Source organism: Streptomyces sp. S07_1.15, from assembly GCF_020739505.1.
In the GTDB taxonomy this organism is placed as follows: domain Bacteria; phylum Actinomycetota; class Actinomycetes; order Streptomycetales; family Streptomycetaceae; genus Streptomyces; species Streptomyces xinghaiensis.
Map to the genome: position 1 here is coordinate 1,135,555 of NZ_JAJBZK010000001.1, position 13,287 is coordinate 1,148,841.

Annotated in this window: 7 protein-coding genes; 4 read left to right on the forward strand and 3 right to left on the reverse strand. The window is 72.7% G+C overall.

All coding sequences use genetic code 11. The annotated features are described in order from the left end of the window. Window positions 1-197: 197 nt before the first annotated feature. Complete coding sequence (locus LIX60_RS04920; RefSeq protein ID WP_227957362.1) at window positions 198-2,810, reverse strand: glycoside hydrolase family 48 protein; 2,613 nt, start codon at window positions 2,808-2,810, stop codon at window positions 198-200. Window positions 2,811-4,355: 1,545 nt separating this feature from the next. Here LIX60_RS04920 and LIX60_RS04925 point away from each other — a divergent pair. The 4 genes from LIX60_RS04925 to LIX60_RS04940 all read left to right on the forward strand — a co-directional run bounded on the left by LIX60_RS04925 (window position 4,356) and on the right by LIX60_RS04940 (window position 10,668). Then, entirely contained in the window at window positions 4,356-5,372 is a 1,017-nt protein-coding gene (locus tag LIX60_RS04925) for a glycoside hydrolase family 6 protein (RefSeq protein WP_227962620.1), read from the forward strand. Next, a complete protein-coding gene (locus LIX60_RS04930; RefSeq protein WP_227957363.1) occupies window positions 5,369-5,866 on the forward strand; it encodes a DoxX family protein in 498 nt (165 codons plus the stop codon). The genes LIX60_RS04925 and LIX60_RS04930 overlap by 4 nt, the downstream gene beginning before the upstream one ends. 621 nt (window positions 5,867-6,487) lie before the next feature. After that, window positions 6,488-7,891, forward strand: a complete 1,404-nt coding sequence (locus LIX60_RS04935) for a glycoside hydrolase family 6 protein (protein ID WP_374117796.1) — start codon at window positions 6,488-6,490, stop codon at window positions 7,889-7,891. A 467-nt stretch (window positions 7,892-8,358) separates the two neighbouring features. Continuing rightward, window positions 8,359-10,668 (forward strand): N-6 DNA methylase, encoded by a 2,310-nt coding sequence (locus LIX60_RS04940; protein ID WP_227957364.1) that lies wholly within the window; start codon window positions 8,359-8,361, stop codon window positions 10,666-10,668. A gap of 227 nt (window positions 10,669-10,895) precedes the next feature. Here LIX60_RS04940 and LIX60_RS04945 read toward each other — a convergent pair whose 3' ends face one another. After that, window positions 10,896-11,885, reverse strand: coding sequence for a carbohydrate ABC transporter permease (locus LIX60_RS04945; RefSeq protein WP_227957365.1), 990 nt, complete (start codon window positions 11,883-11,885; stop codon window positions 10,896-10,898). Beyond that, window positions 11,882-13,276 (reverse strand): ABC transporter permease subunit, encoded by a 1,395-nt coding sequence (locus LIX60_RS04950; RefSeq protein ID WP_227957366.1) that lies wholly within the window; start codon window positions 13,274-13,276, stop codon window positions 11,882-11,884. Before LIX60_RS04950 ends, LIX60_RS04945 begins: the two co-directional genes overlap by 4 nt. Window positions 13,277-13,287: the final 11 nt, after the last annotated feature.

The following is a 13,287-nucleotide window of genomic DNA, read 5'->3' on the forward strand; positions in this document are numbered from 1 at the left end:
AGGCCCCCCCCGCGACGGGCGGTGATTCATCCACCGCGGGGCGGGCGCGCGCGGATCCGCTGGACGCCGCGGCGCGCGGGAGGAACGCATTGCCGCCGGCGTCGACGCGCCCGTGTGGTGTGTGGCGGCCGGGCCCCGGGGGGGGCCGGCCGGGTGGCCGCGGCGGGCCGGGCCGGGGCCCGGCCCCCGCGTCCGGATCATCCGAACAGGGCGTCGTGCGCGGCGAACGCCGTGGCGATCTCCGTCTGGGCCCAGTAGCGGTGGTACGTGAACTCCGGCGCGGAGCCGCCGTTCAGGTACTGCTGCACCTTCGGGAAGTCGGGGTCGCTCTCGTAGAAGGAGCGGATCGACAGGAAGGTGGAGTCCGAGTTGATCTCGTCACCGTTGGGCATGGTGCCCGTCCAGCCGTTGGGGATGTAGAGCTTGTCCTCGCCGGAGGTGACCTCGAACCGGTTGTAGTCCTTGCGGACCTCGGGGATCGCGATGCCCAGGTCGTCCTTGTGCGCGAGCATGCCGTCGAGCAGGCCCTCGCCGGCTTCCCTGGCCTCCGCGTCGCCCGAGCCGGCCGCGTAGTACAGCAGGGTCTTGGCGAACGAGGCGGCGACACCGACGTCGTTGGTGTGGTTCAGGACCTCGACGTGCAGACCGCTGTTGCTGCCCGGGTTGGAGGCGTTCCAGGTGTCGGGCTGGCCGCTCCACTCCAGGTCGGACGGGATCTGGTAGTCGCCCGTGCCGTCGATCGTGGAGTTCTCCAGGGCCCAGTCGACCCACTTGTCCATGATCTTCCCGGCGCGCTCGTCACCGGTCTCGGCGTACAGCTCGGCCGTGCGCTGCAGGCCCCAGACCTGGAAGCCGAACCACCGGTTGGACGGCGGGTCGTGCCAGACGGGCTGCCAGTCGTAGTACATGCCGTAGAAGGTGGAGGCGTTCGACGGCGGGCTGGCGTACTGACCGTCCCAGCTGTTGGTGGCACCACCCGCGATGCCGCCCTCGGAGGACTGCAGCCACTGCAGGAACTCCAGCTGCCGGTCCAGGCTCTTGGCCCAGTCGGCCTGGCCCGAGGAGGACTTCGGCCTCATGTCCGGGTCCTCGGCCAGGGCGTAGGCGGCCATCGGGTTCTGGTAGCCCTGGTGGGCCGCGCCGTCACCGATGCGCCAGGCCCACGGGTACTGGGCGTCCTGGTTGGCACCGCCCCAGGCGTAGTACCAGGACATCAGGTAGTGCGCGCTGTCCTTGCCGCTGCCCGCGGGGCAGGACGGGCTGGTGCAGTTGCCGATCTTCTTGAAGTACTTGTCGAACATGGCGTAGCGCAGGTAGTCGCCCATCTTGACGGCCTTGTCGACCACCTCGGAGACCTCGCCGGCCTTGCCCTGCTCCTCGGCGTACTTCTTGGCCTGGTAGGCCACCTGCACCGCACGCGCGTCGGCGTCCGGGGCGTTGGTGTACTTCCACTGCTTGGCGTACTCCGCGTCATCGGTGAACAGGTCGAGGAACCCGTTCTCACCGCCGTGCGCGAAGGTGTCGCAGGACGGCTGCGTCACCGTCTCCCAGACGGACTCCTGCGAGCCGCGCTGGAAGGTGTTGATGAACGCGGGCGCCGTGTCGCCGTCGCCGCAGAAGCCGAAGCCGTACGTGTTGTCCACGTCCAGCAGCCAGTGCATGCCGTAGATCTCGTCGGTCCCGTAGGCCGACTTGAGCTCGCCGGCGATGGGGTCCTGGCCGACCGGCACATCGGAGTCGAGCTGCGCCGGGTACTCGGTCGGGCTCGGGTGCTCCGGCGCGTAGGTGGCCGGGGAGCTCGCGTCGTAGGCGCCGTTGGTCGGCTGGTCCTCGGTGCCCGGGATGGCGAACTCCTCCAGCGACGCCCAGGCGTCGTTGAACGGTCCCCAGTCCTCGGTGATCCGGCCGTACTCGGACTCCAGCCACAGGTAGTAGCTGAACGCCTCGGACGTGGTCTCGTGGCCGTGGTCCGGGGCCTCGACGATCAGCGTCTCGATGGCGTGGTACGGCACCTTCAGCCCGTTGAAGGTGCGGTAGTAGCCGCTCGACGGGTCGTTGATCTTGTTGTACAGGTCGAGGAAGTCCTGCTGGTACTCCGAGGCCTGCGGTGAGATCTCCTGGACCGGTACGGAGCCGGCGTCGTGGCCCGCGGCGGTCGCCTTGAAGACGGCCTTGGCCAGGTCACCGGTGGTGTCCGCGGAGTTGACGGGCACCTGCTGGACGCGGTCCCAGTTCTCGGGGGTGAACGTCAGCTCCGACTTGGCCGCGCTGATGTCCTTGGTGCCGGAGGCGCGCTCCAGGGTCACCCGCACGTCCGAGGACGGCTTGGCGGACAGCTTGATGCCGACGGTCGTCTCCCCGCCCTGCTTCACCTGCCGCGCGACGGGAGAGGCGATCACGGCCGGCTTCTCCAGGACGTTGACCAGGGACGGGTGCGAGCCGGCCGGCTTGCCGTCCTTGTCGTACGCCTTGGCGGTGATGGAGTACTGGCCCTCGGGGGCGTTCTTCCACTCGCCCTCGAACGGGGCCTTGGAGTCGGTGGCCAGCAGTTTGCTGTCCGCGTAGAACTCGACCTTGGCGACGTCCCCGGTGGTCTTCGCCTTCAGCGGCACGCCCTCGGGGGCCAGCGCGTAGTTGTCCGCGCCCGTCTCCGAGGAGGTGAGAGCGACGCCGATGGCCTGGGCCTCGGCGGATCCGGCGGTCTCGGAGGCGAAGGTCGTCCCCGGCACCACCCCCGCGACGAGAGCGGCGAGGGCGAGTCCTCCCGTGACCGGGCCGGGCCGTAGCCTGCGCCGTAGGTGTGATCTCATTGCCTGCTGGTTCCTCTCTGTCACATGGTGTGGGGCCATATGTGTGGGGCATGGAGGGGTGGTGCTGTCCGGCGTGGACGGGCGCGCCCGGTCGGGGTGTGCGCGTCACACGGTGGATCCGGCCCCGTGAGTGGGCTGTGCGGTGCGGTGCGGCCACTCACGGGGCCGGTGATCGTGGGGGCGGAACGGCCCGGGCGCCGTGGGGTCGGGACGGCGCGGGCGGGCCGGACGGGTGGGGGGTGTGCGGCTCGGGTCCGCGGTTCCTCGTACCGTGCCGTCGTCTACGGCTTCCCGGGAGCCTTACGCGGGTGGGGGGTGGTCAGCTCTCGGCACGGTGCACTGAAACCGCTTCCAGTGCCGGGACTGTAGCGGTCACGCCGGGCTCTGAAAACCCTTACTCGTCAGTCCAGTTGGACAAAGTAAGCGGCTGTGTTCGGCACCACGCCATTCACCAGCGCTTTTGTTGACACGACGGCGGATGAATCGCCACGAGAGCCGAAGTCTCCCCAACTCGCCTCTCTGACCTGCGGGTTGGCAAGTGGTTCGGACCGCTCCTATTGACAGGGCTACCGGCCGCGCTCACTCTAAGAGCGCTCCCAGGTCCTGACCGACGGAGCCGATCACCGGCCGGCCACCGCGCACCCCGTCGTCGGCGCGAGCCCAGTGATCGTCCCGGCACGGCGGCCCGGGCCGGACGGAAGCGACTGCCCTGACCCGGCCTCCGTCCGGCCGACCGCACACCGGCCGCCGTGCCACCGCACCTCCCCGCACCGCGAGCTCCGCCCCCACCCGCACCGCCCGCACCGCCCGCCGCACCCCGCAAGCACCACCCCGCCGCACCACCCGCAAGCAGCACCCCACCCGTACCGCCCCACCGCGAGCACGGAGGCTTGCAGATGAACCCCATCCGACAGCGGACGGGGGACGGACCGCCGCGACGGCGGCCCTCGTCCCCCGTCGCGCTGACGGCTGCCGCGCCGGCCGGCCCGCCGGCGGGCCGGCCGGTGCGGGACGCTGCCGCGGTGGGGAACCGCCGCCTCCTCCCTCCCGGCCGCACCGGGGAATCCCCGTGCGGCGGGAACCGTCCACCCCGAGCTCCGGCACGGCCGACCCCCGCCCGGTCCGTGCCGGATCGGGCGGCCGGGCGGCGCGCACCCCGGCCCTCCGCGGCCGGACGCCGGTCACCGTCCCGGCGGATGCCGCGCCGCCCGCGCCGTCCACCCCGCGGCCGCCGGCCTCCCGGCCGCGGCCGACGCACACCCCCGCCCCGACCCCCGCCCCCTCCGCGGACCGGCCCCGCCCCCGGCCCGTGTCCGGCGCCCGGCGCCGCCACCCCCGTCCGCCGGACAGGCGCCGGACCCCCCGGCCCCTCACGCTCCGGCCCCCGCACCCCCCGGGAGGACTCCACCGACGCCAGCTCCCGCAGCCCACGTCCCGCCCCTGACGTGCCCGGAAGCGCTCCAGATCTCCCTCCTGGAAGCGCTTCCACCTCTCCGGGCCCCGGGCCGGGACCGCTCTCCACCCACCCCCCATGGAGCTTCACCCATGAAGAAATCCTCCTGTGCGGCGGCCGGTGCGGCCACCCTGGCCGTCGCCGCCTTCCTGATACCCGCCCCCGCCGGAGCTTCCGAGGCCGGGCCGGCGGCCGACAGCACGTACTACGTGGACCCCGAGACCCAGTCCGCCAAGTGGGTCGCCGCGAACCCCGGCGACTCACGGGCGGCGGTGATCCGGGACCGGATCGCCTCCGTGGCGCAAGGCCGCTGGTTCACCACGACCAACACCGGCGAGGTCCGTGCCGAGGTCGACGCCTTCGTCGGCGACGCCCAGAGCGCCGGGCAGATCCCGATCATGGTCGTCTACAACATGCCCAACCGCGACTGCGGTGGGGCGAGCAGCGGCGGAGCCGCCAACCATTCCGTATACCGGCAGTGGGTCGACGAGATCGCGGCCGGCCTGAACGGGCGTCCCGCCGCGATCATCATCGAACCCGATGTGCTGGCGCTGATGTCCAACTGCCAGGACGCCTCGCAGCAGCGGGCCACCCAGGAGTCGATGGCCTACGCGGGCAAGGCCCTCAAGGCCGGCTCGGCGGAGGCCAAGGTGTACTTCGACGCCGGCCACTCCCGCTGGCACTCCCCGCAGGAGATGGCCTCCCGGCTGGCCGCCTCGGACATCGTGAACAGCGCCGACGGCATCTCCAACAATGTGTCGAACTACAACCACACGGCCGACGAGGTCGCCTACAGCCAGGCCGTTCTCAACGCCATCGGCTCGAACGAGCTGACCGCCGTGGTCGACACCAGCCGCAACGGCAACGGCCCGGATGCCCGGGGCGAATGGTGCGACCCGCCCGGCCGGGCGATCGGCACCCCCACCACCGCCGACACCGGCCAGGACCGGATCGACGCCTATCTGTGGGTCAAGCTCCCCGGTGAGGCGGACGGCTGTGCCGCCGCGGCCGGGCAGTTCGTGCCGCAGCTCGCCTACGACATGGCCAACGCGGCGCCCGCCGCTGCCACTTCTTCTTCCAGAACTGCTTCCGAGGACGGTGCACGATGAGTGAATCCCGAATCAGCCCGGTGACAGTCGCGTCGGGCGGGAGAGGACTGACCGGCGCGCTGAACCGCAGCAGCGGCCATGTGCTGGGCCTGTTCCGGATCGTCGTCGGCTTCCTCTTCGCCTGCCACGGCGCCGCGACCCTCTTCAACGTCCTCGGCGGTCCGCACGGCGGCGTGGTACCCGAGGTCGGGGCCTGGCCGAGCTGGTGGGCCGCGGCCATCCAGCTCGTCGGCGGCGGCCTGGTCATGCTGGGCGCCTGGACGCGCGTGGCGGCCACCATCTGCTCCGGCTCCATGGCGTACGCCTATTTCGTCAGCCACCAGGGCGAGGCCCTGTTCCCGCTGCAGAACGGCGGCGAGGCCGCCGCGATGTTCTGCTGGGCCTTCCTGCTGATCGCCGTGCTCGGCCCCGGCAGGCTGGCTCTTGATTCGCTTTTCCGCCCGGCGGAGGAGAGGGAGCGGGAGAGCGACGGAAGGAATGCGCTCGCCGTGTGAATTCCGTGCCATTGCACGGATCCGCACAGCCCGGATTACCCCGTATAAAGATCCCTTCGGAGCCCACCGCTTTTCGGTGACGTCACCCGGTGACGTCACCGGAAAGCGGATTGCGGAAGCTTGGCGAATTCCGTCACCGGAAAGGAGAGGCCCGGGTGCCCGGGCCGGGCCGGGGAGTGACCGCCCGGCCGCACCACACCACCCGCCGCACCTGCGGATGTCCCGGATATTCCCTGGTCACAGCGGGCTCCCGAGTTCCCCGGGCGGGCCGGACGCCATGCCGTCCGGCCCGCCCGGGGCTCCCTCGGTGCCCACCGGCCGGCGGTCGTCCGCTGCCGGGCTCCGGGCCCCACCGCACAGCGCTGTACGGAGTGCCGGGAAGTCCGCCGGCAAAGAGCGCGCCAGCCGGTTCGTACCCCACTCACGCCATGGTGGCGGGGTGATGTTTCGCCCGTGCGGCGTTCATTGAAATTCCATGTGTCGGAGGTCTTCTCAGCTTCTTCCGCCACTGGTAGCGTCCTTCGTGTGGGAGCGCTCCCATTGAGCTGTCGGGCGCTTCCCATTCCCCCACCGTCTCGCGTCGGCCAATGCGCCGCGGGATGACACCGAATAGGAGCTCAGATGACAACCGATTCCCCAGGCGGAATGCGAAAAACGCGCTTCCGTCGCGCCGTTACGGCAGTGAGCGCCATGGCGCTCGCCTCCGGTTTCATGATCGCCGCGGGGAACACGGCGAACGGTGACGAGGCGTCCTCCTCGGCGGCCGCGGCGCGCGTGGACAACCCCTACGAGGGCGCCCAGCTGTACGTGAACGAGGACTGGTCCCGGCAGGCGGCGGCGAGCGGCGGCCAGGCCATCGCCGACGAGCCGACCGCCGTCTGGCTGGACCGCATCAAGGCGATCGACTCGGGCTCCGCGGGTGAGAACACCATGGGCCTGCGCGACCACCTCGACGCGGCCCTGGAGCAGGGCGCCGACGCCCTGCAGATGGTCACGTACAACCTGCCCGGCCGGGACTGCGCGGCGCTGGCCTCCCAGGGCGAACTCGGCCCGACGGAGATCGACAAGTACAAGAACGAGTTCATCGACCCGATCGCGGAGATCCTGTCGGACCCCAAGTACGCCGACCTCCGGATCATCAACGTCGTCGAGATCGACTCGCTGCCCAACCTCATCACCAACGTCGGCAGCCGTGAGACGGCCACCGAGAACTGTGACGAGATGCTGGCGAACGGCAACTACGTCAAGGGCGTCGGCTACGCCCTGGCCACCCTCGGCGACATCGAGAACGTCTACAACTACATCGACATCGGCCACCACGGCTGGATCGGCTGGGACGACAACTTCGGTCCCACCGCCGAGCTGCTGCACGAGGCGGCCACCTCCGAGGGCGCCACCGTCGACGACGTCGCGGGCTTCGCCGCCAACACGGCGAACTACGGCGCCACCGAGGAGCCGTACTTCTCGATCGACGACTCCGTCGGCGGGAAGTCGATCCGCGAGGGCTCCAAGTGGGTCGACTGGAACCGCTACGTCGACGAGCAGTCCTTCGCCCAGGCGTTCCGCGAGGAAGCCGTCTCCGCCGGCTTCAACAGCGGCGTCGGCGTCATCATCGACACCTCCCGCAACGGCTGGGGCGGCTCCGAGCGGCCCAGCGGCCCCGGCGACAAGAGCGGCACCGCCGACGAGTACGTCGACTCCAGCCGCATCGACCGCCGTATCCACCTCGGCAACTGGTGCAACCAGGCCGGCGCCGGCCTCGGCGAGCGGCCCACCGCCTCGCCCGCCCAGGGCATCGACGCCTACGCGTGGATCAAGCCCCCGGGCGAGTCGGACGGCGCCAGCGAGGAGGTCGACAACGACGAGGGCAAGGGCTTCGACCGGATGTGCGACCCCACCTACGAGGGGAACGCGCGCAACCAGAACAACATGTCCGGCGCCCTCCCGGACGCGCCGGTCTCCGGTCACTGGTTCCAGGCCCAGTTCGAGGAGCTCATCGAGAACGCCTACCCGCCGGTCAACTGACCACGGTGACGCGCGAGCTGAGCACCGGAGCCGGGTGACCGCCCGACGGTGAACCCCGGTTCGAACGCACAGCCCCGAGGGGCCCGGTACGGCCGATACGGCCGCGCCGGGCCCCTCTTCGCACGCCGGGGCCCCGGGAGGCCGGGACCCGCACCCCGGGTGGCGGCGAGCGGGGCGGCGGCCGCGAGCCGGTGAGCCGGTGAGCGGATCGTGCGGCCCTCCCGTATCCCCCTCCGCAGGACCGGAGCAACCCGGTCCCCGGCGTGTGCGTCTCCCACCTTTGGCCCCGTCCGTCACGGGCAGAGACCATTGGCCAAGAATAAAGCGGGGCAAACGTGAACTGAGTCAAGGATCCCGCTAGCACAGCGTTACGCTTTCGGTATACGGTGACGGCGGCTGGCAACCCGCCGCCCCCACCCCGGCCGCCACGCCCGGGGCCCGCCGATCCCCATCCCGCCGGAGAGGCCATGCCCGACACCCCGGAACCCCATGTCTCGGTGACCCTGGCGGAGATCGCGAGGATCGCGGGTGTCGGCCGCGCCGCGGTGAGCAACTGGCGCCGCCGGCACAGCAGTTTCCCCCGCCCGGTGGGCGGCACCGACGCCAGCCCCCAGTTCTCGCTCTCCCAGGTCGAGGAGTGGCTGCGCGCCCAGGGCAAGCTCGGTGCGGACGAGGGCGGCCGCGAACGCCTCTGGCCGCGCTTCGAGGCGCTGGGCGACCGGGAGCTGATGGGCCTGGCGATCGCCGCCGTCGGCACCCGGGCGGGCCGCGCCGAGCCGGCCGCCGGCCCCTCCCCCCGTCCCACCCCCGAAGACGCCCCCGGAACGCCGCCCGCTCCCTCCGGCTCCGTCCGCCCGCCCGTGGACGCCGAGCTGTCCGAGGCGCAGGAGCAGGCCGTGGAACAGGCGGTGCGGGTGGCGGGCGAGGACGGCCTGGCGGAGACGTTCGGGTTCCTGCTCGGCCGCTGGCTCGGCACCCACGTACGGCAGATCACCACCACCCCCGAACCTCTGGCCGCGCTGATGACGGAGCTCGCCGAGCTGGTCGGCGGCGGGCCGGGGAGCGCGCGGGCCGACGGCGGCCCCTGGACCGTGCTGGATCCCGCGTGCGGCGTCGGCGGACTGCTGACCGCCGCCGTCCACCGGTGGGGCGCGCACGGTGAACTCCGCCTCTCCGGACAGGACAGCGACCCCGTCCTCGTCGATCTGGCCGCCGCCCGGCTGGCTCTCACCGATCCGCGCGAACCGCGGGCGGGCCGCCCCGGGGCCCGGCGCGGCAGGAAGCGGGCGTCCGCCGCCCCGCGCCCCGCGCGCACCACCGATCTCCGGCCGGCGGACTCACTGCGGGAGGACGGCCCCGCGTTCCGCGGTGAGGCGGACGTGGTGCTGTGCAACCCGCCGTTCAACGAACGCGACTGGGGGCACGCCGAACTCGCCACCGATCCCCGCTGGGTCTACGGTCACCCGCCGCGGACCGAGCCCGAACTCGCCTGGGTGCAACACGCGTTGGCCTGCCTGCGGCCGGGCGGCACGGCGGTGCTGCTGCTGCCGCCCGCCGTCGCCTCGCGCCGGGCGGGCCGCCGCATCCGCGCGGCGCTGCTGCGCGCCGGGGCGCTGCGGGCCGTGATCGCCCTGCCGCCCGGTGCCGCGCCGCCGCACGGCGTGGCGCTGCATCTGTGGGTGCTCCGCTCTCCGGTGTCCCCCGCGGAGGCCGGCAGCGACCTGCTCTTCGTCGACGCCGCACAGAGCCGTCCCGGCCGGGCGGCGGGTGCCGCGCCGCCCGCCGGTCCCGGCGCGGACGGGACGGGCACGGCGACGGCGGCGGGCGCCGCGGGCAAGGCCGCCCTCGACTGGACGGTGCTGCGCGACACGGTGCTCACCGCCGTACGCGCCCACCGCGCCCCGGACCCGGACCGCGGGGCCGCCGACGCCGATGTCCCGCCGGGCACCAAGGCCGTTCCCGTCATCGACCTCCTCGACGAGCAGGTCGACCTGACCCCGGCCCGGCACGTACCGGTCGCGGCCCCGGTGGCGGGCCCGGGGCTCGGCGAGTCCTGGTCGGATTTCGGCGGCCTCCTGGACCGGCTGCGCGCCACGGCGGCCGAACTGTCCCCGCTCACGCTCGCCCCGGACGCCGCTGACGCGCCGGGCAGCCAGGGGCCGACCACGGTCGGCGAACTCGCCCGCGCCGGGGCGCTGACCGTCCACACCGGTCAGTCACCGGCGGACGGGGTGGTCCGGGACGCCGCTTCCGCGGCCGTCGACGGCTCGGTTCCGTATCTGACCGTGCAGCATCTCCTGCTGGGCAGCGCGCCCAACGGCCGGGTCTCGCACGCCGACGCGGCCAAGGGGCGCGAGACGGGCACGCTGACGGTGACCGAGCCGGACGATGTCGTCGTCATCGGCTCCTCACGGGTCTTCGACGCCTGGGTGGACGACGGCGGGCCCACGGTCCTCGGCCCCCAGATCCACGCCCTCCGGGTTGATCCGTCGGTCCTCGACCCGTGGTTCCTCGCGGGCTGCCTGCGCGCCCCGGCCAACGCCCGGCAGGCGGGCACCCACGCCTCCGCCACCTCGCGGATCGACGTGCGCCGCCTGCAGATCCCGCGCCTGCCGCTGGCGGAACAGCGGCGCTACGGCGAGGTCTTCCGCCGCCTCGCCTCCTTCGACGGCCTGCTGCGCGAGGCCCGCGCCCTGGGCACGGAGCTGACCCGCACCCTGAGCGACGGCCTCGCCGCGGGCCGCCTCACGGCGGAGGACCGGGGGAACGAGGGCTGAGCCGGGCGGGGCCCGTTTCCCGTGGCGGCGCCGCCACGCCGATGAACCCCCGAGCGCTCATCGGCGTGGCAGCGCCGTGTCGGTGGGCGGGGCCGGGCGGGGCCTCACGTCCGCACGGGCGCCGGAGCACGGTGGCGGCGGGCCCGGCGTACGGGCCGACCGGGTCCGGTGTACGGGTCGGGCGTACGGGCCGGCGGGGAGGGGGTACCGGCCCGTACGGCCGTCCGTCACTTCACCGAGCCGGCCATGACGCCCTGGACGAAGTGCCGCTGGAAGGCGAAGAAGATGGCCACCGGGACGATCAGTGACAGGAACGCGCCGGGTGCCAGGACGCCGATGTTGCTGCCGAACTGCCGCATCTGCGACTGCAGGGCGACCGTCAGCGGCTGGGAGCCGCTGTCGGCGAAGATCAGCGCCACCAGCATGTCGTTCCACACCCACAGGAACTGGAAGATGCCCAGGGAGGCGATCGCCGGCCGGCCCAGGGGCAGCACGAGCCGGGTGAAGATCCGCCACTCGCCGCCGCCGTCCATGCGGGCGGCCTCCAGCATCTCCCGGGGGATCTCCGCGAAGTAGTTGCGCAGCAGGAAGACCGCGAACGGGAGTCCGTAGGCGACGTGGAAGAGGATCACGCCCGGGATGGTCCCGAAGAGTCCGAGCGCTCCGAACATCTTGGCCACCGGCAGCAGTCCTACCTGGACGGGGACGACCAGCATGGCCACGACCACCAGGAAGACCCAGTCGCGGCCGGGGAACTCCAGCCAGGCGAAGGCGTATCCGGCGAGGGCGGCCACCACGATCACCGTGACGGTCGCGGGCACGGAGATCAGTACCGTGTTCCAGAAGGCGTCCACGATGCCCGAGTCCCGCAGCAGGGCCGTGTAGCCGTCGAGGGAGAGCCGGCCGGGGTCGGCGAAGGCGGTCCACCAGCCGCTGGAGGTGTTGTCCTCCTCGGGCCGGAGGGAGGCGACGAGCAGCCCCGCCACGGGGGTCAGCCACACCAGCCCGATGACGGCCAGAAGGACCTGTACCAGGCCGCCCCGGGTCCGCCCGGCCAGCCGGGAGACGAGACCCGGCCGCGGCGGGCCGGCGGTTCCGGCCGGGCCGGCGGCGCGGGTCCGGGCCCGCCGGGCGGACGGGGAGCCGGGCCGGGGGGCGGTCGCGGAACCGGCGGAGTCCGGCGCGGATCCGGGGGTGACGGTTCCCTGGGCGGTCATGGCTGGCTCCTGCGGAAGCGTCGGATGTTGAAGATCATGGCCGGGGTGACGGTGAGCAGCAGCAGTACGCCCAGCGCGCTGCCGAGGCCCTGGTCGTTGCCGCCGCCGAAGGACACCAGCCACATCTGCATGGCGAGCACGCTCGCCTCCTGCTGCACGGGGCCCGGGGCGATGATGTAGACGAGGTCGAAGACCTTCATCACGTTGATCACCAGGGTCACGAAGACCACCGCCAGGACCGGGGCGAGGAGGGGCACGGTGATCCGGCGGAAGATCTGCCACTCCCCCGCGCCGTCCATCCGGGCGGCCTCCAGCACGTCCCGGGGCATCGCGGAGAGCCCGGCGGCGATCAGCACCATCGCGAATCCGGTCCAGATCCACAGGTAGGCGCCGATGATCGCCGGGGTGATCAGCGCGGGGCCGAGCCAGGCGACGCCTCCGTACGGTTCGGCGAAGTTCTTCGCGGGGAGCCGGAGTTCGTAACCGCCCGGCGCGAGGCCGGTGAAGCGGTAGGAGCCGTCGGCGGCCGTGGTGGCCGTTCCCGCCACCTCGCCGTCCCGTACCGCCTCGACGGTCATCCCCGGCAGTCCGCGCTCGGCCGGGTCCACCCGGTCCGGCTCGCCGCCCCCGCCCGGGGTGAAGTCGATCCAGACCACGCCGCGCAGTTCGTCCCCGGCCGCCGGGGCCGCCGCGGCGGTACGGGCCGGTTCCGCCTCCGCGGGCAGGTCCTTGGGCGGGACACCGACGAGGGGCAGGTTCAGGACGCCGCCGGGCGACACCGTCTCCGCGGAGCGGTACGAGCCGTCGGGCCGCTTCTCCAGGATCTCGCCGTCCCGGGCCCGGGCGGTGGGGTAGCCGGTGCTCTCGTCGAAGACGTCGTGCACGCCGACCGCCACCGCGTTGAGCACGCCGCGCTGCGGGTCCTGCTCGTAGACGACGCGGAAGATGATGCCCGCGGCGAGGAAGGAGATCGCCATGGGCATGAACATCAGCAGTTTGAAGGCGGTGGCCCAGCGGATCTTCTCGGTCAGCACGGCGAGGACGAGGCCGAGGCCGGTCAGCAGCGCCGGGGCGACCACCACCCAGACCGTGCTGTTGCGGATGGCCGTCAGGGTGGCCGGGTCGCGGAACATCTCCGCGTAGTTGTCCGCGCCGACGAAGCGGCTCCCGGAGGCGTCGAAGAGGCTCCGGCCGATGGTGAAGAGGATCGGGTAGGCGACGAGCGCGCCCAGCAGGAGCAGCGCCGGCAGCAGGAAGAGGACGGCGGTGAGCCGCCTGCGCCGGGCGGCGCGCCGTCGCCCGGGGGGCACGGCGCCGTCCGCCTTCCGGAGCGGCGCCGTGCCTTCGGTGGTGCCGGGTGCCGCGGCACCCGGCGGGGAGGTGACCGACATGGGGGGTTTCA

What these genes read in the sequence shown, in the direction of transcription:
- LIX60_RS04920 (WP_227957362.1), bottom strand. Translation starts at nt 2,810, where the DNA reads ATGAGATCACACCTACGGCGCAGGCTACGGCCCGGCCCGGTCACGGGA.
- LIX60_RS04925 (WP_227962620.1), top strand. Translation starts at nt 4,356, where the DNA reads ATGAAGAAATCCTCCTGTGCGGCGGCCGGTGCGGCCACCCTGGCCGTC.
- LIX60_RS04930 (WP_227957363.1), top strand. Translation starts at nt 5,369, where the DNA reads ATGAGTGAATCCCGAATCAGCCCGGTGACAGTCGCGTCGGGCGGGAGA.
- LIX60_RS04935 (WP_374117796.1), top strand. Translation starts at nt 6,488, where the DNA reads ATGACAACCGATTCCCCAGGCGGAATGCGAAAAACGCGCTTCCGTCGC.
- LIX60_RS04940 (WP_227957364.1), top strand. Translation starts at nt 8,359, where the DNA reads ATGCCCGACACCCCGGAACCCCATGTCTCGGTGACCCTGGCGGAGATC.
- LIX60_RS04945 (WP_227957365.1), bottom strand. Translation starts at nt 11,885, where the DNA reads ATGACCGCCCAGGGAACCGTCACCCCCGGATCCGCGCCGGACTCCGCC.
- LIX60_RS04950 (WP_227957366.1), bottom strand. Translation starts at nt 13,276, where the DNA reads ATGTCGGTCACCTCCCCGCCGGGTGCCGCGGCACCCGGCACCACCGAA.